The organism is Rhodococcus sp. NPDC056516, from assembly GCF_042794655.1.
Classification (GTDB): Bacteria; Actinomycetota; Actinomycetes; order Mycobacteriales; family Mycobacteriaceae; genus Rhodococcus_F.
Genome location: NZ_JBHTTG010000004.1, coordinates 255,508 through 280,275, shown reverse-complemented (window position 1 = coordinate 280,275; position 24,768 = coordinate 255,508). Strand labels below are relative to the sequence as shown.

Below are 24,768 nucleotides of genomic sequence, written 5' to 3'. Positions count from 1 at the left end.
CCCGCCGGGTCTGATCGGCTCGGCTTTTCGATGTCGTCCCACTTCTCGGTCCTCGCGTCGATGACAAATGAAGGTCTACGCCGCCACCATAAAACTATGTTGCATAGTTTTTAAGACATGCACTATTGCGCATATATGCATATGTGTCTAGGCTGACGTCGACGAAAGGATCTTCGATGTCACACGGACACGGACACGGAATCTCCCCCGCCGAGGCTGCGACCAGCAACAGCGGCAAACATGTCAACAAACTGTGGATCGCCGCCGGCCTCGGATTGGTGACGTTCGTTCTGCAGGTGACGGTCGGACTCTTCACCTCGTCGCTGGCACTGCTCTCGGACTCGGCGCACGTGTTCACCGACATCTTCGGCATCTTCATGGCGCTCGCCGCGATCCTCGTCGCACAGCGTGCCGCCCGGCGCCCCGACCGTACTTTCGGCATGTATCGCACGGAAGTGTTTGCAGCACTGGCCAATGCGATCCTGCTCTTCGCAGTCGCCGGATGGGTGCTCTACGAGGCTGCCAGCCGATTCTCGGATCCGCCCGAGGTTCCCGGCCTCCCCGTCGCGATAGTCGCCGTCGTCGGATTGGCGATGAACGTCATCGCCTTCCTGATGCTGCGCAGCGGCGCGAAGGAAAGTATCAATATCCGCGGCGCCTACCTCGAAGTCATGGCGGACATGGTCGGGTCCATCGGCGTCCTCGTCAGCGGCTTGGTCACGCTCGCGTTCGGTTGGCGCTACGCCGACCCCGTCATCGGCGTCGCCATCGGCCTTTTCGTCTTGCCGCGCGCCTTCAACCTGGGCCGCCATGCCGTCCGCATCCTGCTCCAGCAGGCCCCCGATCGCATCGACGTGACGTCGATCATCGAGAAGATCAACACCCTCCCGGGCGTCGTCGACGCGCATGATCTACACGTCTGGACGCTCACCTCGGGGATGGAAGTTGCTTCCGTTCACGTCACCGCGGCCAGTGACGCCGATCCCACAACGGTGCTCGCAGCAACCCAAAGTTTGCTTGCCGAGGCCTTCGAACTCGAGCACGCCACCGTACAGGTGGAACTACAGGGAAGTGACGGCAAATGCGCGGAACTCGCCTGGTGAAATGGACATTCCTAAATGAAACATTCGATTTCACCGGGCTCGATAACCTCGCCGAATTCGAAGAAAAATTAGGTCTTCTTTAGTTTGGGAACGCTTACCACAATAAGGTCAGACTGGGATGACAGGGCCTCTGACCTGCACTATCTTGGAATTCATGACTTCTGGGGAGACTCACATGACCAAATTCCACGCACTACTCCGAGACCAGATTCGCAACGAGTTCAACGCTTCGCATCAGTACATCGCGACAGCGGTTTACTTCGACAATGCGGATCTGCCACAGCTGGCAAAGCACTTCTACAAGCAGGCTGTGGAAGAGCGTAACCACGCCATGATGATCGTTCAGTACTTCCTCGATCGCGACATCAACGTCGAACTCACCGGCGTCGACGCCGCGAAGGCCGACTTCAAGGATGCCCGCGAGCCCATTGCTCTCGCGCTGACGCAGGAGAAGACGGTCACCGAGCAGATCGTCCAGCTCGCGAGCACTGCCCGCGAAGAAGGCGACTACCTCGGCGAGCAGTTCATGCAGTGGTTCCTCAAGGAGCAGGTCGAGGAAGTGGCAAGCATGACAACACTTCTCACGATCGCGGATCGCGCAGGCGCCAACCTGTTCGACCTCGAAGACTTCGTTTCCCGCGAGATGAGCACCGTCGGTGACACCACCGGTGCACCGAACGCAGCGGGCGGAACCATCTAGCCTGCAGCACTCACAGATTTTGCCCTCGAGCCGAACGGTTCGCTTCCTGCCAGCAGGATCGAACTGATCAGCTCGGGGGCATCTGTCATCGGTACGTGCCCCAGACCGGGCAGAACCATCAACTTTGCCTGCGGGAACGGCTTTTTCACGCGCTGCGCCTGATACACGGGCAGGATGAGATCGCGTCGGCCCCACGCAACCGTCACCGGCACAGTGGGATCCACGATGGGCGGCAACACGAAGTCCATCTCGAGACCGAGGTCGACGAGTTCGTTGGACACGAGCGAACGGCAGTCGGCCAACGCCGCCGCATACCCGACATGGCTCCGATGAGCGAAGAACGCGGCGAGCGCCGGATAGCGAATCAGCTTGTACCGTAATGCGCGTGGCAATCCGTCGCCCATGAGCTTGGCCGTGCCGCGCAGTGCACGGAACGTGTTGATCGCTCGCACCTGATCGAGGTGATTGACAAAGAACCCGGCCGGCGAAAGAGCTGTTGCCGACGCGACGTCTCCGCGCGCCGCCAGCGAGAGTGCAATCCAGCCGCCGAGCGAGTTTCCGGCGACGTGGGCGCGCTCCCCTGCCGGAGTTACTTCCTTGACGAACTCACTGACATCGTCGATCAGCTGTCCCATGACGTCAGGACCGAGTTCGGGCAGCAGTGACTCTCCGTGACCCGGCAGGTCGACGGTGACGACGCGGCGGTACGGCGTCAGCTGGTCCAAAAGCGAATCCCACGCCTGCCGTCGATGGACGATGCCATGGACGAGCACAAGCGTGGGACCACTACCGGAGATGTCATGCGACAAGGTCATGTCGCCAACATTAACCGTAACTTTGCGTAACGCCTATAGTTCGGGCGAAAAAATCAGCGCAGCGTGACCTGACGGCCACGAAGTCCGTCGCGCGAGCGAAGCTCGGCCGAGGTGAGCGGAGCATCGACGGCCAGAGCCTCGGCAAGACGCTCACCGAGCTCGACGGTTGCCGCTACCCACTCGTTTGCATGCTTTTCGCGGTCGAGGTCGAAGACGGGAACCAACAGGCCGTGGGTGCGGAACGAGCCTGCGTAGCGCGAGCCCTCACCCAGGTGCAGTCCACCGGTCGCGTGCACGCGCGCCAGCGCGAGCATCAGGTCGTCTTCGCTCTCGGGACGAACCCAACGCAGGTGCGCCTTCTCGCCGGCGTCGACCCACCACGCGGCGACGAGGCCGTCGCCTTCGAGGCGTGCAGAGGGCATGATCGCCGAGTTGGCGTGCTGCACGGTGGCGGCAACCTCGGGATCGGTTTCGACGCCTTCCGGAATCCACCAGTTGAAGTTCTGGTGCACGGTGATGTCGAGCAGCGCCGACGGATCGACGACAGCGGTGACTGCGGGGGTCTCGGAGTCGGGGTTCGCGGCAGAAAGCGCGTCGCCGGGGGCCGCGTCCTTGATCCAGTTCACCGAGGCGGCGAGGTCTGCGCCGAGGTCGGCCGAGTGCGCCTGAACCTGGACACCGACAAATCCGGTGGCCGTCTCGCCCTCGTCGCGGACGAGTGCGGCAACAGCGCCGGGGAGGACCGTCGCCAACGTGACGGGACGGTCGGAGCCGATGACCGGCAACGGAGCCGTGGCGGACGGAACGAATTCACGCAGCGCGACCAGATCGCACTCGGCGGCAAGGCCCTCGAACGGGCGGCTGACTACGCCGGCAGCGGCTTCACGCTCTGCTTGGCGTGCCGCCAGCTTCTCTGCGCGTGCGCTGCCCTGCTTCGGTCCACTGTTTCTTTTGCTCTTCTTGGCCACGAGGGCAAAATCTACACGCTGCCCAGCCATTGCTTCGTGCGCCCGGGATGGTTGGTGGCAACCCAACTGACCCCGAGCTCACGACACAGGTCCACATCCGCCTTGTCGTCGACGGTCCAGCAGTACGTCGCGCGGCCCGCTGCAGCAGCCCGATCGACCAGATCGGGATGTTCGCGCAGCGCCTTGATCGACGGCCCGATCGCCGTAGCGCCCACAGCCGTCGACGCACCGCCGCCGAGGTACCGCGACGCGTCACCGAGCAGGACCGTCGGCAGCAGCGGTGCCGAACGGCGCACTCGCCACACCGCACTCGCCGAGAAAGACATGACCACTGCGCGCGAATGATCGGCCGACGGCGGTGACGCGATCCCGAAGCGGTGCAGTTCCGCCAGGAGTTTGGCTTCGACCAGGCCGCCGAAGCGCACGGGGTGCTTGGTCTCGATGAACAGCTTCACGGGGCGCGCAAAATCCAGGGCGAGAGTGATGAGATCGGCGAGAGTCAGCAGTTCGGCCGGTTCGCTCGTCGACCCGTAGTCCAGAGCGTTCAGCGAATCGAGAGTCATCTCGCTGACGATCCCCGTCCCGCTCGAGGTGCGGTCGACCTTGCGGTCGTGAACGCAGACCAGGTGTCCGTCGCGGGTGAGCCGAACGTCGCATTCGAGCCCGTCCGCACCCTCTTCGAGAGCAAGTTCGTAGGCGGCGAGGGTGTGCTCCGGCCGCGCAGCCGACGCACCTCGGTGCGCAACGACGAGTGGACCTCGGCGATCTGGGCTCACAGGGCAGCGGTCTCTTTCTGTTCCAACACCGTCTTCTCTTCCGACACCGTCTGCTCCTCCAGCACCGAGCGTGGCACCGGTACCCACCGGGTTTCCAATTCGGGCTCACCACGCCAACTCTTGCGCTCGATCCGTCGGATCACGATGAGCGTCAACGCGGCGGTGACGGCAGCGATCAGCGCTATGAATGCGTTCAGCAGAACCCCGTCGGCCATTGCCTGAATCCCTGGGCGTGATCGCCAGTACGCGTTGACCACCAGCAGCAGAGCGCTGAATCCCCAGAAGCCCCACCAGATCTTGACCAGCAGGGTTCCGCGCGGATCGCGGCGAACCAGCTCGAGGAGATAGACGGCCGGCATCACGAGGTTGAGGATCGGCACAGCGCAGCCGACGACCACTTCCGAGGCGGTACGCGGATCGGATTCCCGGGTGCGTGCGAAGTGTTCACGACGCCGACGAAGCAGCCAGCACACGGCGGCGACGGCAGCGAGGGCGGAGACCAGCAGTCCACCCAACTGAGTGAAGTAGACGGCAGCGTCGGAGACCGTGAGCAACGTCTGCGGGATCAGCGTGGTGCGGTTGCGGACCAGGATCGCGTATCTGCCCAGTTCGGCGAACACCGCCAGTCCGTAGAGGATCGTCGCGAGCGTCAGCAACGGCCCGACTCGATCGGCCATCCGGTCCGCTCGCGAGGGCGGCACCGGTGAGGTGTCGACGACGTCCTGGAGGCCCCATTGCGGGACAGCGTCGTAGCGCGGGGTGGAGAAGCTACGACGCACTGGTGCGTCCCCCACGCCTCGCGGGTCGGACGGTGAGCGCGCGATCCAGCGGAAGCCTCGGCGGTTGGGCGGTTGATAGATCTCGGTGCGGGTGGGGATGAGGAGAACGCCGCTGCAGCGCGGGCACCACTGCGTTGGGCCGCCGACGACAGGCCAGCGTGCGGCGCACCGGGCGCAGACCTGAACGACACTCACAACTTCGATTCTGTCACGCCGTATCGGTAACGGCAGCAAATGGATTCACTCCCGATTTGTGATCGAACCTCCACCGCCTTCACCTGCATTGTTCGAATAATGTGACCTCCGCCACTTAAAAACTCGAGTTATCCACAGTTTCCACAGGTTCATCCACAGTTCTGGATGAATGAATCGGGCTTTATCCACAGGTCACGGGCAAGACCCTGAGAATTTGCTGACAGGTGTTAGCGAACGATGCACAGGCTCGAGGATGAATTTGACACCGCAGGTCAGTGAACTTTTGGGCGTCGACGTCATTTATCCCGGCAAAGTTCACAATCCATTCAGAAATTGCGCCCGAAAAGACAGAAAAGACCGTTATCCCCTTTTTTGCCGAAGGCCGGTTTTGACACACCTGGAAGCATGGCCGTCGATGACTTCTCCGTCGACGACTTCTCCACAGGCCGAGCCAACTCTGACGTTCACCGCGAAACGGGTCATGCAGCTCGCGTTCGTGTTGATCGGATGTCAGCTCGTCATTCGGGCCTGGGTTGCCGCGAGTAACTACTTCTACTGGGACGACCTCATCCTCATGGGCCGGGGCGCGCGCTTCTCGCTCTTCTCGAGCGAACTCCTGCTCTACGACCACGACGGTCACTTCATGCCCGCGGCCTTCTTCTTCACCGGGTTGATCGCACGCATCGCACCGTACAACTGGGCACTGTCGGCGACACTGCTCGTCATCGGTCAGGCCGTGGCGTCCTTGGCGCTTCTCCGCACGCTCCGGCTGGTCCTCGGATGGCGCCCGGCGCTGTTGATCCCGCTGATCCTGTATCTGTTCGTCCCGCTGACACTTCCGGCGTTCTCGTGGTGGGCGGCCGCGCTCAATGCCTTGCCGCTACAGATCGCACTTGCCTGGGCGTCCGGGGACGCGATCAAGCTGTACCGCACCGGGCATGTGCGCTACGCGTTCTCGGGCACCGCAGTTTTTGTCGTCTCCCTACTGTTCTTCGAGAAAGCAGTGCTCGTTCCGTTCGTGGCACTCGCTTTTCTGGTGCTGTACTTGCGCACGCAAGGGGAAGGAACGCCGATCCGGACTGCGATCACGAAGTGCCGACTCCTGTGGACGGCCTGCGCCGCTGTCCTCGCGATCTGGATTCCGGTGTACCTGACCACCGTCGAGTCTCCGGTCACCGGCTACGGCCGTTCCATGTCCACCGAGCTGCTGCATCACGGCACGTCCTTGGGGATGCTTCCCACTCTTCTCGGCGGTCCCTGGCACTGGGAGCGGTGGATCCCCAGCCCCGCGTGGGCCGATCCGCCGACGGTATTGGTGGTCGCGGCGTGGGCTGCATTACTGACGACGGTCGTGATGACAGTGCGTGCCAGACGCGGCGCCGCCTGGATCTGGGCCGCCGCGGCGCTGTACTTCCTGGCCTCCGTCGTGGCGATGACCGCGACCCGATCCGACGCCGACACCACCTACGAATTGGCGCAGACCTTGCGCTACTTCACGGATTCGGCGACGGTGTTCGCCCTCGCCGCCGCCCTGATTCTCGCCTCGCCTCGGCGACGTCCGGCCCGCATGCCCGTCGCAGTCGCCGCCGGACTGTCAGTGCTCTTCGTTGTCAGTTCGCTCGTCTCGACTGTCACGTTCGTCGACATCTGGGGCGAGAACCCGACTCGCGACTACCTCGCCAACGCACGAATGTCGTTGTCCCAGAATCAGGACGCCCCGCTGCTCGAGCAACCCGTCGCGATCGCGGTACTTCTTCCCGTCGCCTTTCCGAACAATTTGGCAAGCAATGTTCTCGCGCCGCTGTCTGATCGACCCGAATTCTCTTCCAGCACTCCGATTCTGCGCACGATCGACGACAGCGGAAAGATTGCCGATGCCGAAGTGACCTGGACGAGAAGGATTCCCGAAGCGGCAACACCGAACTGCGGCACCCGCGCCGAAGGCCCTACCGAGCTCCCACTCGACGGCCCCCTGGCCGGCTGGGAATGGACGGTCCAGCTCAATTACCTCGCGAGCACCGACGGAACGATCGACGTCGCGTTGGAGTCCGGCGACGCCGTATCAGTACCCGTGACGCAAGGTTTGCACTCAGCGTTCGTACGCCTGGTCGGCCACGGAAACAGTGTGAAAATCACGCCGACAACGCCGGGACTGACCCTGTGTTTCGGCGGTGGACAAGTCGGTGCCGTCGTCCCGACCTCCGCAAAATAGTGGCAGAGTAGAAGTCATGGAGCTGCGTATATTCACCGAACCCCAGCAGGGCGCTACCTACGAACAACTACTGACTGTTGCCCAGACCGCCGAAAAACTCGGCTACGGCGCATTTTTCCGCTCGGACCATTATCTCGCCATGAATACCGACGGCCTTCCCGGACCTACCGACGCGTGGATCACGCTCGCCGGTATCGCCCGCGAAACGTCCACCATCCGCCTCGGCACCCTCGTGACGTCGGCTACGTTCCGTCACGCCGGCCCGCTGGCCATCTCGGTCGCGCAGGTCGATCAGATGAGTGGTGGCCGCGTGGACCTCGGCATCGGTGCCGGTTGGTACGAGGAAGAGCACCAGGCGTACGGGATCCCGTTCCCCGCGCTCAAGGATCGCTTCGAACTGCTCGAGGAAACTCTCGACGTCGTGACCGGTCTGTGGCGTACGCCGGTCGGCGACACGTTCGACTACGACGGTAAGCACGTGCAGATCAAGAACTCTCCCGCGCTTCCCAAGCCGCACCAGGTCGACGGTCCTCCGATCCTGATCGGTGGCACGGGCAAGAAGAAGACTCCGGCGCTCGCCGCTCGGTTCGCAAACGAGTTCAACATCCCGTTCAAGTCCCTCGAAGAAACGAAGGACATCTTTGCGCGCGTTCGTCAGGCTTGCGTCGACATCGAGCGGGATCCGAACGAATTGGTGTACTCCAACGCTCTCGTCCTTTGCTGTGGCCGCGACGAGGCAGAGGTCAAGAAGCGCGCCGAGGCCATCGGACGAGACGTGGACGAATTGCGTGAGAACGGTCTGGCCGGAACACCTTCGGAACTGGTCGACAAGATCGGAACATTCGCCGAAGCCGGTTCACAGCGTGTGTACCTGCAGACTCTCGATCTCGCCGATCTGGATCATCTCGAACTCGTCGCAAGCGAGGTCATGCCCCAACTGCAGTGAGATACGGCCGGGATCTACAGCGCGTTCGCGTCGAGGAATGCGCGTAGGTCCCGGTCCCACTGGGCCGAGCGCGAACGGTCGAGAAACACCCGCACCAGCATGAACGCGATGACCAGCAAGGACATCACGCTGAACCAGGTGAAAACCCCGGTCACCACGGCTGCGACGTCGGCAGCGCTCTGAGTGATCGGGGCTACGGACTTGTCACCTTGATCGTTGACGTAGATGTCGACCTCGGTACCGGCAGGCGTCGCTGAGTCGACAGTGATGTCGCTCGTGTGAACCTCACCGTTCCAGTTCCACTGTGCGCTGGCCATTTCCGTCGTCGGCGCAATGTAATCGGCGTTGGAGACGGTGGTTTGCTTCGAATCCGCCGTTGTCGTCGCCGAAATGCTGTGCAGTTCCGAGGATTGTTTGGCGATCAGTGCGTTCTGGCTCGAAGCCGTCGCGGCGCCGGCCCACACTGCGAGTGGCAGCAGCAGAATTGCGAAAATGATCAGACCGAAGGACATGAACCCTTCGATCCGATCACTGCGGCGAACCATCGGATCGTGGCCTACGTGAATGGTGCGTCGAAGCAGCGACGCAGTTCCTCGCGTACTACCTGACATTGTGAACTCAGTTCTCTCGACGACACACTGTTACTTCGAGATTCCCTTTGTTTCGATCTAGTTGCAAGTGTTAACGAGCTGAATCACATGTGTCCTCCAACACCTGTTCCAGTTATTCGCTCGGCGGAAGGATATCCGTCTGCGCCGGAACCTGATCCTGACGGAGTAGTCCCACCGGGCAACTGACGCCTGTGGCATGCACCGGACAGTAACCGCCGGGATTCTTCGCCAAATACTGCTGGTGGTAATCCTCCGCGTAGAAGAAGTCGCGCAGCGGACCGATTTCGGTGGTGATCGCCCCGTATCCCGCTTCGGCAAGCCTTTCGCCGAAAGCGACGGCCGACGCGTGAGCGATTTCTTCCTGCTGCGCGGACGTCGTGAAGATCGCCGAACGGTACTGCGAGCCCTGGTCGTTGCCCTGACGCATCCCCTGCGTCGGATCGTGGTTCTCCCAGAAGTGCGCCAGGATCTGCTCGTAGGAGATCACCGCGGGATCGAAGACGACCAGCACTACTTCGGTGTGCCCCGTGCGGCCGGAGCACGTCTCTTCGTATGTCGGATTGGGGGTGAAGCCGCCCGCATAACCCGCAGCGGTCGTGTACACACCGGGAAGCTGCCAGAACTCCTTCTCGGCGCCCCAGAAACAACCCATACCTACGACGACGGTCTGCATTTCGGCCGGAAACGGCGGCGTCAACGGATGTCCGTTGACGTAGTGCGCGGTAGGTACCGGCATTTTCTGCTCTCGCCCGGGGAGGGCGTCCTCAGGCGCGATCAGCGTGGATTTTGCGGACGCTCGTCCCAGAATGTCGTCGTACCAGCTCATGCTTCGATGCTACGCGCGAGCGGCTGTTTCGCCACGCCGTGACCGCGCGGGCACCGGGCAGCTCCACCCAGCGGTAGCCGACTTCTGATACCGCAGCCGTGACCAGAAGGAACAGTGCGAAGGCCAGCGTCGGTCCCACGTACATCACGGTGTTCTCGACGACGCGGTACAGGATCAGGGTGTGCACGAGATAGATGACGTAACTGCGCGTCGAGAGCCACTTCACGACCGACCAGCGCGTCGGGACGCCGTCGTAGCGGCCGATGAGGACAACCGCTGCGGCGACTACCGAGATAGTCCACAGGTAGTGCTCGCCGGCCCAGTACACGCGGAACTGGGTCGCCACGATGATGACGTGCATCTGCATGAGGACGGCCGCGATCAGCCAGCGGCCGGGAGCGAGCTTCGCCCACGCGAGGTACATGATCTGGCCGAGGAAGACGGCCGGCAGCGTCGCGGCGATCTTGGACAGCATCGGCACGGTGTACGGCAGCGGCGCGTAGACGTTGTAGAGCAGAACCAGTGAGCACAGCGCACCACCGGCGAGCGGCATGACGATCGGACGCAGCCGCAGTATCGGACGAGCGGCGACGCACGCGAGATAGAAGAGGAATTGGACGGTGAGCGTCCAGGTCACTCCGAGAACTGCCACCTCGGGCTTGAGAAAGAATCCGCCGAGAAAAAAGCTCATCAACGCTTCGGTATCGGAAATACCTTCCTGACCGCTGAACATTCCGTTGATTCCGAGGCGGACCAGAAGAATGGCAATCGCGGTTGCCACCCAGAATGCGGGCAGCAGTCGACTGAATCGGTTGGTCAAGAACTTTCCGGGACCATCGCGAATCGCGGACCGCGTCACCAATGCGCCGGTAAGCATCATGAATACTGCGACTCCGACAAAAGAGAGGTGCTGGTTGAGTTCGGCCGGCTCGATCAAAACGCCGTAGACGACGTCGATCACCCACCAACCCGAGCCGAGATCGTCGATGACGTAAAAAGAGATGTGGGAGTAGATCACGGCGGCAACCGCCAGGGCTCGCAGCAGGTCAGCGCCCGGAAGATTCACCCGAGGCGCGGCCGCCTCTGGTGATTCCGGGAGGAAAACTGGTGCGGGCATCGCGCAAGTTTAAGGTTCCGTTCACCTTTACGACGAATTTGCGCATATTAGCTTACCCTTAGATCAGGGTAAGTTTGGTTGCCCAAACTTTATTCTTTGGTGATTACTACCTGAGCCGGACTGTTGCGGACGGTGTACGAATGTTATTGGGTGGAAACCCGAAGAATGATTTGCACATACGCGAGTGACGTCACGCCGTGACCGGTGATCGACGCACTCTAAAGCACCAGGGCTCACCAGCCCGCAAAGAAGGGACCCTCGTGTCTGTTTACACGCTGCCGGAACTCCCCTACGACTACGCAGCCCTCGAGCCGCACATCTCGGGCAAGATCATGGAGCTGCATCACGACAAGCACCACGCGGCTTACGTTGCCGGTGCCAACGCTGCACTCGAGAAGCTGGCCGAGGCTCGTGAGAACGACACCATCGCAGCGCAGGCCAACCTGCTCGAGAAGAACCTGGCGTTCCACCTCGGTGGCCACACCAACCACACCGTTTTCTGGAACAACCTCAGCGCTGACGGTGGCGACAAGCCCGAAGGCGAACTCGCCGCAGCGATCGACGACAACTTCGGTTCGTTCGATCTCTTCCGCGCTCACTTCTCCGCTAACGCCAACGCCATCCAGGGCTCCGGCTGGTCCATCCTCGCGTGGGACTCGATCGGACAGCGTCTGATCATCGTCCAGCTCTACGATCAGCAGGGCAACATCTCCATCGGCCTCACGCCGCTGCTGCTCCTCGACATGTGGGAGCACGCCTTCTACCTCGACTACCAGAACGTCAAGGGCGACTACGTCAAGGCATTCTGGAACATCGTCAACTGGAACGACGTCTCGGCTCGCTTCGACCGTGCACGTACCCAGACCGCAGGTCTGATCGTCTAGTCACGCTCTTCTCGCGAACGGCGGCGCCTCACCAGGGGCGCCGCCGTTCGTGTCAGCAGAGCACCACCGAGCAGGACCGTCGTCGCTCCGAAGACCAATGCCAGTATGCGAGTTCCGGAGTCACCGCTGCTCGCGGTGGTCTGATTGACGGCCACCGGATCCGACAGCACCGAGGTCAGCTGAACCTGCTGCGGAGTGGTCATCGCGGGAATGCCGGATTTTGCGCCGTCGAGGCCCGTGACCAATGACTTGGCGATCCCTTGCAGCGTCGTGAATCCCTGGGTGATCTGGTCGGTCACGTCACCGAGCATCTGCGGCGCCTGATCGGCTATGGGGATGAGTCCGTCGTTCAATTGTCCGGCAGCACTGCTCAGTTGATCGCTCGCCCCTTGCAGCTGCCCGACGGCGGTGCGGACCAGATCACCGAGCTCCGTATCGGGTCCGACCGAACCACCCAACAGCGCCGGAACGGTGCCCAATTGCGCATTCAGCGCACCGAGATCCGAACTCACACCGGCCAGTTGCGCTGTCACGTCAGGCGGGATCGGAAGGCCGTTCAACGCGGTCTGCAACGTGTCGATTCGTGTCTTCAATTCCGCTGTCGAGGACGACGCCTCCCCCAACGTCAAGCCCAGCGAATCAGCGCGCGTGGCCAACTCTTCCGCCGATCCCGATGCCTGATCGACAACACCGGATACCTGTTCCGCCACGCTCATCAACTCCAACGCCCCGGATCGTGCGGTCTCGAGATACGGCAGCAGTGTGCCGGCGCCTGCCTTCACCTGATCGATGGACTTTCCGGCCTCGTTGGTTCCGGCGACCAGAATCTGTGCGGTGGTGAGGTTTTGATCTATCGAGCGCCTGGCGGCCGACGTCTGAGCCAGCAGACCCTTGATTCCGTCGGCGCCGACCTGCGCGGAGACCGCCCGAGTCAGTTCGGTCGACCTCTCCGGATCCGAGCCCTTCACGGCCAGCTCGACACTCGCCTGGCGGGGGTCCGTGCCGAACATCGACGCAACGGATTCACTGAAGTCTTCCGGCACCGTCAACGTCGCGAAGTAGTTGCCGCCGGGGTTGTCGACCACCTGGAAGTCGAAGTCTTCATTCTTGCCCAGAGTGTCCACCAGCGTGTCACCCGCTCGAAGTTCCTTGCCGTCGAGAGTGGTTCCGGCGTCTGCGTTCACGATCGCGACGGTGCGCGAATTGTCAGCACCACCGCCCGCGAAAATTACGAAGCCGATCCCCGCGACCGCAGCTGCGACTATCGCCGCTACACCACCCACCGCCAGCCGTCGACCGAGGCGTGACGGCTGGCGGTGGGTGTTCTCGGTGGTGTTCTCGGCGCTCATGGGCGAGACGATAAAGCAACAACTTGTAGAAACGCTGAGAAGTACTAGTGTGCGGGCGTGGCCGGCTTTTCAGGCTCCTCGGGTTTCTCCTCCGGCAGGTCCCGAGGCCCGCTGATCAGGATGTCGGCCCAGCGTGTGGCTGGGTCGATGTCGAGCAGGACAGCCTTCACCAACAACGAGAGCGGGATCGCCAGCAGCGCTCCGAGCGCCCCGAGTACCCACGACCAGAAGACAAGTGAGAGGAACGTCATCGTCACCGACAGTCCGACGGCGTCGCCGACGAACTTGGGTTGGATGATGGACTGGATCACGAAGTTGATGACGGAGTAGACGACGATCACCCAGAGCATCAGCCAGGGTCCGCCCTGCAAGAGCCCGAGAAGTGCCGGCGGGATGACGCCGATGACAAACCCGATGTTGGGGATGTAGTTGGTGATGAAGGACAGCAGCGCCCACAGAACGGGTAGCTGAATGCCCATCAGCCACAGCGCACCACCGTCGAGCACCGCCACGATGAGTCCGAATACCGTCGAGACCACCAGGTACTTGCGAGTCCCTGCGGCAAAAGTGGAGAGCGCGTAGGAGATTTCGGGACGCTGCTCGGCCAGCACGTGTAACCGCGAGCGGATACTCATGCCGTCGAAGGCCATGAACAACAACAGCGCGAGGATGAACACCAGATCCGACAGAATGCCGAGCAGGCCCTCCAGCCCGCTTTCGAGTACACCCACTACTTTCGTGAGATCGACACTGCTGAGCGTGCTTTGGATCTGTTCGGTGCTCACTCCCAAGTCGGCCAACTTGTCGCGGCCCTCGTTGAGGAGGTTGGTCATCTCCTCGGAATACTGGGGCAGGATCGTCGCCAACTGCGCCGTCGACACGATCAACGAGGCAGCGAGCCCGAGCAGAATCAGATAGACGGTGACCAGCGAGCCCAACATCCCGACCCACTTGGGCCACCCGCGTCGCTGCGACCAATCCTGAATGGGCTGAACGGCAATCGTCAGCACCAGTGCGAGGAAGACCGGTCCGAGGATGCCGCCGAACACCTTCATTCCGCCGACGGCAACCACGGTGGCCGCGATACCGAGAAGGACGATCAAACCGCGAGGGATCGACCAGTTCTCACTACCGGACAGCGTGGGGATCGGAGCGGGAGCCGCGACGGCCGGCTTTCCCTTCTTAGAGAACACCGACTTCCTTTGCCCGGCTCCTGATCTGGAATGCTCCCACGATCATGACGAGGCCGAACAAGATTGCGTACCAACCCAACAACCAGATGAGGCTGATGATGCCTTCGCCGGGCGCGACGAGAAGAATGATGCCGAAGATGACAGCAAGCACCGAGGCTGCGAGCAACCATCCCCAACTGGATCCGGGAAGCGCCTTCATCTTGAAGGCGCCGACGATTCCGAAGATTCCGAACATGATGGCGTAGAAGGCAATTATGTACAGCAGCACCAGCGCGGTGATACCTGGCCAGACCAGCGCGACCACACCGGCTCCCACCGAAACGACGCCCGTGAAGACCCACCATCCCCAAGAACTCAGGTGTTCACGGTCCCGGATGGCTCGAACGATCGTGATCAAGCCGTCGGCAATGGAGTAGATACCGAACAGGAAGACCAAGGCCACCACGGTAATTCCCGGCCACACCAGTGCGATGATTCCGAAGATGACACCGAAGATTCCGCGGATCAGGATCATCCACCAGATCTCTTTGCCGTACTGCACGAACGGATTCTGCGTGACCATCAGTAGCCTCCGAAGCAAGCGGGTGTCTCTGACCGATTCAACAGCTCTTCAAACAGGGCAATACCGACAGATCGTATGGCTATCGAGACCTTTCCGCCCATCGAAACGCGCGGCTGATACCGAGTTGTGCTCTTCGGGTACGAAGCGAGAGGACCTTCAGCCTGCTTCTCGAGTACCAGCTTCCCGAAGACCCGGCGCAGTCCACGATCCCGACAGCACTGCCGCCTTCGGCCAGTACAGGCGCAGAAAGACGTTGAAGTCACCGGACGGAGCCGGCAGCCAGTTCCGCTCCTTCTCAACACCAGGGGATTCGTGCTGGAGATAGATGTCGAGGGAACCGTCGTCGGCAAACACCAGATCGCTTCGATCACCGATCGCGTATCGGTCGATCGGGTTGTCCACGAAGAACTGCCGCTCGTTCATCATCGTGAGCGACCAGAAGCCCTCGACCGGCGGCAGTTCGTCCTTCTCGAAATGAAGTACGTACTTCTTCTCGCCGGTCAGAGGCTTCCCGTCGACGTCCGTGGTGGCGTGCGGGTACACGGCATCAGCGTCGAGGTTCGCGCCGAAACCGAGCCAGACGATCAAAGCCCGCTGTGCGTAATGAGTTCCGTAATGCCCCAAGCCGCGGTGCATCGTCCAGCCGTTCTTCGGACTACCCTCGGCCTCTTTGGCGATCTCGCTCAGCACGTCCATTCCGGTTCGTGCTGCTCGGTCGAGGGCATCACGCACCTCTTGCGGACGCGACTTCCAGGGCAGCGAGGAGCCGATTCCGATGTCGGACAGCTGTTTCATCATCTCGGTATCGTCCGGGCGGGGAGGATTGTCGTCGAGAAGTGCGTCGAGTGTGGTGAAGAAGGCCTCGCCGTCCATGGCGGCCACCTGGTCCACCGGCGGCGTCCGAGTGTCGACGGCAGCGTTCACCGGCACTTCACCGGGCGTGTAGTCCTGCGGGTCACCCGTCCACTCCGACAGAGGTGTCAGTCGCGTCCGGTCCTGCAAGCTGTGCACTTCAGCCAGGTCCGTTCCCCCCGACGTCGCATAACGGGCGACTATCCAGTTCATCGCCGTCGGAGAACGCAGCAGCGTCAAACCTTTGGGTACGTTGCCTTTCCAATTCGGCCCGGCCACCAGATACGGTCCCCCGGTCCGCCCCACGGTCCGAGATCCCGGCACCGTGAACACGTCGCTCCACGCGTCGAGGATGGGCACCAGCCAGTACCGCGTCCCGAAGTCCGGCAGCGAGAGCACCTGCGGTTCCGTCGAGACGTCCAGCCACCCCGACGAGTAGAGAGTGTCCGCGTTGGGTGAGACGACATCGGTGAAGGTCGCGTCGGGCGTTGTACGCGCATAAGCGAACTGGTTGAGCGGGGCTTTCATCGCCACCGGGGCCGGCACCGCGGTCATGACGTCACGCGATACTGCCGCAATCAACAGTGGATATCCGAAGATCCACGCCTGCGTTGCCAGGTCTTCCAGCCGAGAACGGTTCTTCGACAGAGTCATGCCTGCGCATACCACCGCCCTCACCAGCGCAAACCTGGCTGGCACTCTCCCCGTCTTGTGTGCCAGTACCGAATGGGTGCATATTTCGATTACCCAACGAGGTGTGCCGGACCGACGCATGCGCGTCTGCCCGAGATTTGCCCCAGCACCGAGGGAGGAACAGAAATGAACAGAAACGAAGCAATAGGCATTTCTCCGTTCCAAGCCGCCGGATCTTTGCAGGGGTTTGTCATTTCCGGGCGTTGGCCGGACACCACCCAGGAGTGGGCTCAGCTTCTCGCCTTGGCTGTCCGAGTGGCCTCGATGCCGGGTTTGTTGCCGACGACGACGGTCTTCGGGGTTCGTGAGGACGTTCCCGAGGACCCCCAGCCGGGCACTGTCGGTCTGGTGGTTGCCGAAGGTCCGGTGCTGGGCGATTTTGCCCTGACACCCGGCCGTTTCTCCGATCACCAGCCACCGGCCCTGATCATGCTGCACCCGCCGTCGGAAACCACGTCCAGCCTGCCGGAATGCGAGGGCAGTGCGTCGGGGTGCGTACTGCTGCCCGGTCTTCCCTACCTGGGTTTGGAGCATCGCGCAGCCTGGGTCGAGGCAGAGCCGGACGGCACAGTCGTCTCCATGATCAGCCGTGTCGGCATCGATCCGATCAGCGATCCCGACACCGCTGTTTTGGCCATGCTCCTCGCCTCGTGACGGCCCCGGTAAGCGATAAGTTCGGACTCCCAAACTTGCTGCGCGCTTTGCCAATTCGTTTCGACCGCGCTAACGTGGGTAGCAACGAAGGGGAGTAGCCCCCAATCGCCTGTGTCGACATACTGGTTCGACGCGCTCCGTCATGTGCGGATCGCGAAGCACCCGGCCTGGCGAACCGAAGGTCCTGTGGCCTCGGTGGGCGAGACCTTCGGCCGGACAAGCGCACCCACTGCGCCTGCCCAGGCCGGAGGCTCGCATTTTTCCTCCGACCTACACCGACCGGAGGAGTAAATCTTGCTTGCCGCAATACTTTTGAGTTTCGGCGTCATTTTCGTCGCAGAACTCGGCGACAAGTCGCAACTGATGGCAATGACGTTTGCCTTGCGCTATCGCTGGTGGGTTGTTCTCGGCGGAATCACCGTCGCCACCACCCTTGTTCACCTCGTCTCGGTCGCCGTCGGCCACTACGTCGGCGTCGCACTTCCGACGGCGGCAATATCGATCGTCGGCGGTATCGCGTTCCTGATCTTCGGTCTGTGGACCTTGCGCGGTGACGATCTCACCGACGACGAGCAGAACAAGGCCGGTCGCGTCACGCGGTCCGCCTTCATCGCCGTCGCATCGGCGTTCTTCCTGGCCGAACTCGGCGACAAGACCATGCTCGCCACCATCACGCTCGCCACCGACAACGACTGGATCGGCATCTGGATCGGATCGACTGTCGGCATGGTGGCGGCAGACGCTCTGGCCATCATCGTCGGCTCGGTACTGGGCAAGCACCTTCCGGAGGGATTCATCAAGATCGGTGCCGCGGTGCTGTTCTTCGTCTTCGGTGTCTGGCTGCTGCTCGAGGGCATTTTCCCGGACTCGTCGGCCGGCGTCATCGGCGGCGGAGTTGTACTCGCAGTGTCCGTGGTGGGTGCGCTGGCCCGGATGATCTGGAAGCGCACCCACCCGAAGCCGACGTCAGAGCTTGGCTCTGATCTCCTCGGCGATCGGTTGGAACTGCTCGAGGAACGTCAAGGCCCAACCGAATGAGGCGACGCCCTCGTAGTCGAACGAGTACACCTGATCATTCTTGACGGCGCGCAAACGCTGGAAGATGGTGTCGCCAGCCAACTTCTCGTCGATAGGGCCCTTGCCGCTGTTAGTGATGATGACGTCGGCCTCGTCGAGTAGCTCCAACTGCTCCTTCGGGAACCACTCGTTGCTGCCGGCAGGAATTGCGAGCGAGCGGTCGTTGAACTGGAACCCGGCCTCGCTGATCACCGTCGTCTGATACTTCGTGGGCGAATACAGCGAGAAGCCACTCTCCTCGAAGTACGTGGTGTAGACGACCTTCACCTTGCTCAGCACATCAGCGTTGTCGCTGCGAAACTTGGCGATCCGCGCCTCGTACCGGTCTGCCAACTCCTGGACCTTCGCGCTCTGGTTGAGCGCGTCCGCGACCCCGAGGGCACGCTCCTTCCATGCGTACTGCCCGTCTTCGGCAAAAACCGCGGTCGGTGCGATCGACCGGATCTGCTCGTAAAGATCCGGGTTGTTCTCCGACAGCAGGTTGGTCATCACGATCAAGTCGGGAGACAAAGCCGCTATCGCCTCGGCGTTCGGCTCGTACCAGCGCCCCACCTTCGGGAGAGACCGCAGAGCAGACGCATAGGGTTCCGGGACGCCATCGGCGTTCTCGTAGTCCACCGGCAGTCCGACGGGCGTGAATCCGGCGTCGAACATCGCGGGGCCCGTGTAGTAATCGGCGCTGACCACCCGTTGCGGGTTGGCGGGCACTTCCACCTGCCCGAGAGCGGTATTGATGGTGCGCATCGACCCTTCGGCAGACTCACTGGTGCTGGTTCCGCAGGCCGTGAGCAATCCGATTCCGGCCAACGCGCCGGCCCCGAGGAAACCGCGACGGGTAAGCGCGGCCGTAATGCGTGTGAACTCTGCGTCGGTGTCGAGAGTCGGCAAGAGAAGTGATGTCATGGGCTTCCTGACGGTCAATCGAATTAGGGTCGCCTAAAATTACTCTCACCTGCGTCGTTGCGGTGAAGTTCGTTGGCCAAGAGGTGTCTCTTTCGCGCCAGAATTCAACTGGTAATACCACTTGACCTCTTACTAGTAAGCGCCTAAGGTCGGTACATGTTCCAACCCGTTGCACGTACCTCGGCCTCCGGCGCAGTCTTCGACCAGATTTCCGTGAAGGTGCTGGCCGGAGAGCTGGCTGCCGGCGAGGCACTACCCAGCGAGCGCAAACTCGCCGAGGCATTCGGTGTCTCCAGGCCGGCAGTCCGAGAGGCTATTCAGAAGCTCGCCCAAGCCGGACTCGTCGAGGTCCGCCAGGGCGAGTCCACGTCAGTGCGCGATTTTCGACGCCAGGCCGGACCAGAACTTCTCCCCCAACTGCTGGTTCGCGATGGTGTCCCCGACCTGACGGTGGTGCGCAGCGTCCTGGAAACTCGCGAGTTGATGGGACCGCAGATCGCGGTGCTGGCGGCTCGTCGCATCTCCGCTGAATCTGCCCAGCACCTCGACGCGGTCGTGGATCATCTAGGCGCCACCGAAGATCCGGTCGAGTTGCAAAGCCGCGCACTGGCGTTCTGGGACGTCGTCGTCGACAGCGCAGATTCCATTGCCTTCCGCTTGATCTTCAACAGCCTTCGAGCTGCATACGAGCCGGCCATGACGGCGCTTGCCTCCGTCATGGTGGCCGAAGTCGGCCAAACCGATCTGTATCGAAAACTGGCCTCCGCCATCACTTCACACGACGAGCCCGCCGCCGAGACCCTGGCAGCAACGCTGCTCCACACCGGTACGACGGCAATCGGCGACGCTCTCACCTTCCTGGAAGGACTGAAACCATGAGCAAGCCTCTTAACTTGGCCGATGCCGCACGGACGTTTCGTAAGTCACCGACGCCGTGGATGATCGGCACCATGCTGCTGGCCGCGGCGGCGACGCGCATTGCCTTGGGCGACTGGCAGATCACCGACGCACTTGTTCCGCTCGTGATGATCGCCGCATTCCCGTTCGTGGAGTGGATCATTCACGTCTTCGTTCTCCATTGGAAGCCGCGAACCATTGCCGGCGTCACACTCGATTCACGGCTGGCGCGCAGCCATCGGGAACACCACTTTGCGCCGCGAACCGTCTCACTCATCTTCATTCCGTGGCAGACGCTCCTGATCGTGATTCCCGTTCTGACAGCCGTCGCCCTCCTGGCGTTTCCTCGCGTCGAACTCGGCCTGACGTTCCTGACCTGCATTTCCGTGCTCGGCCTCGGTTACGAGTGGACGCATTTCCTCATCCACAGTGACTACAAGCCGAAAACTGCTCTCTACCGGTCGATTTGGCGCAACCACCGCAACCACCACTTCAAGAACGAGCACTACTGGTTCACCGTCACCACCGCGGGAACTGCCGATCGCGTACTGGGCACCTACCCCGATCCCAAATCCGTCGAGACATCCCCGACGGCGAAGAACCTGCACGGCACCGCGTCAAAGCTGTGAATGAACGCCGGTTCCTGGCCCCCAGCTGGCAATGAACTTGAACTTGACTGTGTATCAGTAATTTTCGTTGAAACTCACCAGTGCCGTGCTTAGTGTCGGTGGAGTCAGAAGTTCGAAAAACGCTGTAACCGAAGGACACACCACATGTTCAACGATGTATTCAACAACGTAATCCACCCGATGGTCACGAACTTCCAGCAGTTGGGCCCCCAGCAGTTCATTCCGCAGCAGTTCATCCCTCAGGGCGTGTTCCAGCAGGCGCCGCAGGCGGCCGAGCAGGCAGTGACGATCTTCGGTAGCTGATACCGCAATCCACAGATAGCGCCACTCAGGGGTCGTCCGTCCAATATGCTGGACGGACGACCTGAGTGCCTCCGCCTGACAAGGATCCCCATGACCGCGAACACCCCCGTCCACGCTTTCACCGACGACGCCCTGGGCGACCTCGACGCTACTGGCGTCGCCGCCCGGATCGAATCGGGTGAGGTGACCGCACGGGAAGTCATGGAGGCGTCGATCGCCCGCGCCGAGGCCGTGCAGGGGCAATTGAACGGTCTGGCCTGCACTGATTTCGATCGTGCCCTCGCGAGGAGCAACCGGCCTGCCAAGGGCGTCTTTGCCGGTGTCCCCACCGCGATCAAGGACAACACCGACAGCGCCGGCCTTCCCACCCAGCAGGGCAGTACCGCCTTCACCGCGATCCCCGCCAAAGCCGACAGCGATTTCGCGAAGCAGTTCCTCTCCACCGGGGCCATTTCGATCGGCAAGACCAGGCTGCCCGAGTTCGGATTCAGTGCGTCCACCGAATACATGACGGAAGAACCCGTCCACAACCCGTGGAATCCGGCGTACTCGCCGGGCGCTTCCTCGGGTGGCGCAGCCGCGCTTGTTGCTGCCGGCGTACTCCCGATCGCGCACGCCAACGACGGCGGTGGATCGATTCGCATTCCCGCCGCTGCCTGCGGACTGGTCGGACTCAAACCCACTCGCGGTCGCACCGTCGCCGACCCCGCCGACAAGTCGATGCCGATCCGGTTGATCGCTCAGGGCGCCGTTACTCGCACTGTTCGCGACACCGCACGATGGATGTCTGCGGCTGAGAACTACTACCGCAATCCGCGACTCGCACCGGTTCGCCTGATCGAAGGACCCAGCTCAACACGATTGCGCGTCGGCGTGATCGCCGATTCCGTCACCGTCACCAAGACGGACGACGAGACGCGCAAGTCCGTCGAAGCTACGGCCGAACTCCTTGCAAGCCTTGGCCATCATGTCGAGGACGCGGCATTGCCCGTCGGCCCCGAATTCATCGACGACTTCAGCATTTACTGGGGCTTCCTGTCGTTTGCCATCTCCACGGGTGGCAAACAAATGCTCGGACCCGACTTCGACAAGTCCGGTACCGACAATCTCACGAAGGGCCTGTACGCGCTGTACCGGAAGAACCTCGTGAAGACGCCGCGCGTACTCTACCGCCTGCGACGCCTCCAGCAGCAGTACAGCGCCATGTTCTTGAAGTACGACGTCGTGCTCTCGCCGGCTCTGGGACACACCACCCCTGAACTCGGATATCTCTCTCCCGCTCAGCCTTTCGAGGAGCTTTTCGACAAGCTGATCGCGTACACGTCGTTCACGCCACTGAACAACATTTCCGGAGGTCCCGCGATTTCGCTACCGATGCATCAGACCAGCAATGGTTTGCCGTTGGCTTCGCATTTCTCGGCTGATCTCGGCGACGAGCGCACGCTCCTCGAATTGGCCTTCGAACTGGAAGAGGCTCAGCCCTGGAGAAGAATCCAGGACTGAGCCCCACCCGATAAATACCCTCAGTCTCGCGGTAATCCGAGCATGCGCTCTCCGATCACGTTGAGCTGCACCTCGGTTGTGCCACCGTAGATGGTGGTGGCACGGCCCGAAATGAGTTGCTCCATCGCCTTGTCGCTTGGCTGACCTGGGATGCTGACCGCTCCGGCAGCACCCAGTTCGGCGACGACGAACTCGGCGATCGACTGGCTGATCTTCATCGCCAACAGCTTGCCGACGCTCGACGTCGTACTCACGTCGATTCCCGAAAGTTGCTTGAGCACAACGCGGGAACCGATGAGATCGATCGCCTGACTCTCCGCAACCAGCTCGCCGACGCGGTAGCGTCCGATCGGGCTCAGGTCTGCCGACTTCGCGAACTTCAGTAGATCGGAGTCCGAGGCGTACGCCTCCATCTTCTGGCTGAGCGCGACGCGCTCGCCGGCCAGCGTCGTACGTGCGACGTTCCAACCGTCGTTGACCTCACCGACCACGTTCTCGTCGGGGATGAACACGTCGTCGAGGAACACCTCGTTGAACAGCGCCGAGCCCGTCATCTCACGCAGCGGGCGGACGGTGATGCCCGGTGTCGACATATCGAGCACGAAGTAGGTGATGCCCTGATGCTTCGGCTTGGTGGTGTCCGTGCGGGCGATCAGCATTGCCCAGTCGGAGAACTGCGCAACCGTGGTCCAGATCTTCTGACCGGTGATCTTCCAACCGCCGTCGACCTTTTCGGCCTTAGTGGACAAGGACGCAAGGTCGGAACCAGCACCGGGCTCGCTGAAGAGCTGGCACCACACCAGCTCACCCTGCAGGGTAGGCACGGCCAGCTCTTGCTTCTGCTTGTCCGAACCATGTGCCACGACGGCCTGCACTGCCCACGTTCCCATCAGAAGCTGCGGCATCGAGATACCGGCAGTCTTGATTTCCTGGGAGATGACGATCTGCTCGAGCGGAGCGGCGCTGCGCCCGTACGGCTTCGGCAGGTGAGGCTGAACCCAGCCGCCGTCGCCGAGCGCGATCAGCTGGTCGTCCTCGTCGAGCTCGACCAACTTGGCAAGCTCGGCCGCGATGCCGCCGCGGATCTCCTCTGCCTCCGGCGGCAGTTCGAGAACCGAAGCCCGGCTGACACCGTCAAGTGCTTGCTGCGCAACACGATTGGCTCGATCCTCGCGGGTGCCGAGAATGCCGCGGATCGAGAGCGCGCGGCGGTAGTACAGGTGTGCGTCGTGCTCCCACGTGAATCCGATTCCGCCGTGAACCTGCACGCAGTCCTGCGCTACCTGCACTGCGGCGTCCGGCACGATGACTGCTGCGATGTCGGCGGCAAAATCTGCCGTGTCGTCGCCCTTGTCCAATGCACTTGCCGCATCCCACACAACGGCGCGTGCCTGCTCGAGCGCAATGCCCATCTGCGCGCACTTGTGCTTGACGCCCTGGAACTGGCCGATGGGTCGCCCGAACTGCACACGTGTCTTGGCGTACTCCGACGCGGTGGAGACGCACCAGGACATGACACCGACGTCTTCGGCGCCGAGAACGACTGCGGCAATGGACCGTACCCGCGCCTCGGTGAGACCGTCGAGGACCCGCTCGGCGCTGATCTGCGCTCCATCGGCTTCGATTCGCGCACTACCGCGCAGCACGTCGATGCTGTCCTGCACGGTGATCGCGACTGCGCTGCTCTCGAGCACCGCGTAGCGAACCCCCTCGGGCAACTGGATCGGAACCAGCAGCACGTCGGCGTGTTCACCGCCGAGCACACCGTCGAGTGCGCCCGTGACCGTGTACCCACTGTCCGACGACTCGGCCGCCAACGGAACGCCCAAGGCAACTGCTGCCGTCCGGCTTCCGTCGATCAGGCCGGGAAGGAACTCGAGTCCCGCCTTGGAATCGGCGGCACCGAGAACGGCGCTTGCCAATACCGTCGGGACAAATGGGCCGGGAGAGACTGTGCGGCCCAGCGCTTCCAGTGCCACGGCCAAGGTCAGCAGACCGGCGCCGTGCCCACCCTGCTCTTCCGGAACCGCGAGCCCGAGAAGGTCTTGTCCGACCAGTGCCGTCCAGAACTCGGGGAACTTGTCCTCGGTCCGTGACTCCACCGCCGCGCGCACCTGCTCGGTGGTGATGGTGCGCTCGGCGAAGGAGCGCACCGAATCTGCAAGCGCGGTGTGTTCCTCACTCAGCCCGAGGCCGAGTTCGTATGCGTTGCGTGCCATGC

Annotated in this window: 24 protein-coding genes; 11 read left to right on the top strand and 13 right to left on the bottom strand. The window is 62.2% G+C overall.

Annotation, left to right across the window (positions count from 1 at the left end):
- Positions 1-176 precede the first annotated feature (176 nt).
- Complete coding sequence (locus tag ACFQ6Y_RS14180; protein WP_378633545.1) at positions 177-1,103, top strand: cation diffusion facilitator family transporter; 927 nt, start codon at positions 177-179, stop codon at positions 1,101-1,103.
- Positions 1,104-1,257: 154 nt separating this feature from the next.
- On the top strand, positions 1,258-1,803 hold the full coding sequence (locus ACFQ6Y_RS14175) for a ferritin (protein WP_024487904.1): 546 nt from the start codon (positions 1,258-1,260) through the stop codon (positions 1,801-1,803).
- On the opposite strand, the gene ACFQ6Y_RS14170 is transcribed toward ACFQ6Y_RS14175, so the two are convergent.
- The 4 genes from ACFQ6Y_RS14170 to ACFQ6Y_RS14155 are packed head-to-tail and all read right to left on the bottom strand — an operon-like array spanning position 1,800 to position 5,336.
- The gene (locus tag ACFQ6Y_RS14170) at positions 1,800-2,618 is read right to left on the bottom strand and encodes an alpha/beta fold hydrolase (protein WP_378633541.1); all 819 of its coding nucleotides are present in this window, start codon (positions 2,616-2,618) and stop codon (positions 1,800-1,802) included. The genes ACFQ6Y_RS14175 and ACFQ6Y_RS14170 overlap by 4 nt on opposite strands.
- Positions 2,619-2,671: 53 nt before the next feature.
- Positions 2,672-3,586, bottom strand: coding sequence for a DUF5926 family protein (locus ACFQ6Y_RS14165; protein ID WP_003944127.1), 915 nt, complete (start codon positions 3,584-3,586; stop codon positions 2,672-2,674).
- Positions 3,587-3,597: 11 nt separating this feature from the next.
- Positions 3,598-4,362: a glycerophosphodiester phosphodiesterase gene (locus ACFQ6Y_RS14160; protein ID WP_378445512.1), complete on the bottom strand. Its 765-nt coding sequence runs from the start codon at positions 4,360-4,362 to the stop codon at positions 3,598-3,600.
- Positions 4,359-5,336, bottom strand: a complete 978-nt coding sequence (locus tag ACFQ6Y_RS14155; RefSeq protein ID WP_378633537.1) for a DUF4328 domain-containing protein — start codon at positions 5,334-5,336, stop codon at positions 4,359-4,361. Before ACFQ6Y_RS14155 ends, ACFQ6Y_RS14160 begins: the two co-directional genes overlap by 4 nt.
- A 415-nt stretch (positions 5,337-5,751) precedes the next feature.
- Here ACFQ6Y_RS14155 and ACFQ6Y_RS14150 point away from each other — a divergent pair, with 415 nt between their 5' ends.
- Complete coding sequence (locus tag ACFQ6Y_RS14150) at positions 5,752-7,548, top strand: hypothetical protein (RefSeq protein WP_378633532.1); 1,797 nt, start codon at positions 5,752-5,754, stop codon at positions 7,546-7,548.
- A gap of 16 nt (positions 7,549-7,564) precedes the next feature.
- Complete coding sequence (locus ACFQ6Y_RS14145; RefSeq protein WP_378536464.1) at positions 7,565-8,494, top strand: LLM class F420-dependent oxidoreductase; 930 nt, start codon at positions 7,565-7,567, stop codon at positions 8,492-8,494.
- Positions 8,495-8,508: 14 nt separating this feature from the next.
- Here ACFQ6Y_RS14145 and ACFQ6Y_RS14140 read toward each other — a convergent pair whose 3' ends face one another.
- The 3 genes from ACFQ6Y_RS14140 to ACFQ6Y_RS14130 form a co-directional block, all read right to left on the bottom strand.
- Positions 8,509-9,105, bottom strand: a complete 597-nt coding sequence (locus ACFQ6Y_RS14140; protein WP_378536462.1) for a hypothetical protein — start codon at positions 9,103-9,105, stop codon at positions 8,509-8,511.
- Between the two features lie 112 nt (positions 9,106-9,217).
- Positions 9,218-9,931, bottom strand: coding sequence for a peptide-methionine (S)-S-oxide reductase MsrA (gene msrA / locus ACFQ6Y_RS14135; protein WP_378536460.1), 714 nt, complete (start codon positions 9,929-9,931; stop codon positions 9,218-9,220).
- Entirely contained in the window at positions 9,870-11,048 is a 1,179-nt protein-coding gene (locus ACFQ6Y_RS14130; protein WP_378540884.1) for an acyltransferase family protein, read from the bottom strand. The genes msrA and ACFQ6Y_RS14130 overlap by 62 nt, the downstream gene beginning before the upstream one ends.
- Before the next feature lie 260 nt (positions 11,049-11,308).
- On the opposite strand from ACFQ6Y_RS14130, the gene ACFQ6Y_RS14125 reads away from it, so the two are divergent.
- Positions 11,309-11,932 (top strand): superoxide dismutase, encoded by a 624-nt coding sequence (locus tag ACFQ6Y_RS14125; RefSeq protein WP_003944189.1) that lies wholly within the window; start codon positions 11,309-11,311, stop codon positions 11,930-11,932.
- Here the strand turns inward: ACFQ6Y_RS14125 and ACFQ6Y_RS14120 are convergent.
- From ACFQ6Y_RS14120 to ACFQ6Y_RS14105, 4 genes are all read right to left on the bottom strand, one after another.
- Positions 11,929-13,281 (bottom strand): hypothetical protein, encoded by a 1,353-nt coding sequence (locus tag ACFQ6Y_RS14120; RefSeq protein WP_378633527.1) that lies wholly within the window; start codon positions 13,279-13,281, stop codon positions 11,929-11,931. The two genes, ACFQ6Y_RS14125 and ACFQ6Y_RS14120, sit on opposite strands and share 4 nt — an antisense overlap.
- 44 nt (positions 13,282-13,325) lie before the next feature.
- Complete coding sequence (locus ACFQ6Y_RS14115) at positions 13,326-14,474, bottom strand: AI-2E family transporter (protein WP_378633524.1); 1,149 nt, start codon at positions 14,472-14,474, stop codon at positions 13,326-13,328.
- The gene (locus tag ACFQ6Y_RS14110; protein WP_378633520.1) at positions 14,464-15,036 is read right to left on the bottom strand and encodes an HdeD family acid-resistance protein; all 573 of its coding nucleotides are present in this window, start codon (positions 15,034-15,036) and stop codon (positions 14,464-14,466) included. The genes ACFQ6Y_RS14115 and ACFQ6Y_RS14110 overlap by 11 nt, the downstream gene beginning before the upstream one ends.
- Before the next feature lie 156 nt (positions 15,037-15,192).
- Positions 15,193-16,542, bottom strand: coding sequence for a DUF1254 domain-containing protein (locus tag ACFQ6Y_RS14105; protein ID WP_378633516.1), 1,350 nt, complete (start codon positions 16,540-16,542; stop codon positions 15,193-15,195).
- Between the two features lie 165 nt (positions 16,543-16,707).
- Here ACFQ6Y_RS14105 and ACFQ6Y_RS14100 point away from each other — a divergent pair, with 165 nt between their 5' ends.
- Together ACFQ6Y_RS14100 and ACFQ6Y_RS14095 are read left to right on the top strand one after the other, a co-directional pair.
- Positions 16,708-17,235: a peptidase gene (locus ACFQ6Y_RS14100; protein WP_230816072.1), complete on the top strand. Its 528-nt coding sequence runs from the start codon at positions 16,708-16,710 to the stop codon at positions 17,233-17,235.
- A gap of 294 nt (positions 17,236-17,529) precedes the next feature.
- The gene (locus tag ACFQ6Y_RS14095; protein ID WP_378536450.1) at positions 17,530-18,273 is read left to right on the top strand and encodes a TMEM165/GDT1 family protein; all 744 of its coding nucleotides are present in this window, start codon (positions 17,530-17,532) and stop codon (positions 18,271-18,273) included.
- Here ACFQ6Y_RS14095 and ACFQ6Y_RS14090 read toward each other — a convergent pair.
- Entirely contained in the window at positions 18,202-19,215 is a 1,014-nt protein-coding gene (locus tag ACFQ6Y_RS14090) for an ABC transporter substrate-binding protein (RefSeq protein ID WP_378633512.1), read from the bottom strand. The genes ACFQ6Y_RS14095 and ACFQ6Y_RS14090 overlap by 72 nt on opposite strands.
- 156 nt (positions 19,216-19,371) lie before the next feature.
- On the opposite strand from ACFQ6Y_RS14090, the gene ACFQ6Y_RS14085 reads away from it, so the two are divergent.
- From ACFQ6Y_RS14085 to ACFQ6Y_RS14070, 4 genes are all read left to right on the top strand, one after another.
- Positions 19,372-20,094, top strand: coding sequence for a FadR/GntR family transcriptional regulator (locus ACFQ6Y_RS14085; protein ID WP_378633508.1), 723 nt, complete (start codon positions 19,372-19,374; stop codon positions 20,092-20,094).
- Positions 20,091-20,741 (top strand): sterol desaturase family protein, encoded by a 651-nt coding sequence (locus tag ACFQ6Y_RS14080; RefSeq protein WP_378633504.1) that lies wholly within the window; start codon positions 20,091-20,093, stop codon positions 20,739-20,741. The genes ACFQ6Y_RS14085 and ACFQ6Y_RS14080 overlap by 4 nt, the downstream gene beginning before the upstream one ends.
- Before the next feature lie 144 nt (positions 20,742-20,885).
- On the top strand, positions 20,886-21,044 hold the full coding sequence (locus ACFQ6Y_RS14075) for a hypothetical protein (protein ID WP_003944172.1): 159 nt from the start codon (positions 20,886-20,888) through the stop codon (positions 21,042-21,044).
- A 90-nt stretch (positions 21,045-21,134) separates the two neighbouring features.
- Positions 21,135-22,547 carry an amidase gene (locus ACFQ6Y_RS14070; protein WP_378540904.1) on the top strand — a complete coding sequence of 471 codons (1,413 nt, stop codon included), beginning with the start codon at positions 21,135-21,137 and terminating at the stop codon, positions 22,545-22,547.
- Between the two features lie 20 nt (positions 22,548-22,567).
- Here the strand turns inward: ACFQ6Y_RS14070 and ACFQ6Y_RS14065 are convergent, their stop codons facing one another.
- Positions 22,568-24,766 (bottom strand): acyl-CoA dehydrogenase, encoded by a 2,199-nt coding sequence (locus ACFQ6Y_RS14065; RefSeq protein ID WP_378633500.1) that lies wholly within the window; start codon positions 24,764-24,766, stop codon positions 22,568-22,570.
- Positions 24,767-24,768: the final 2 nt, after the last annotated feature.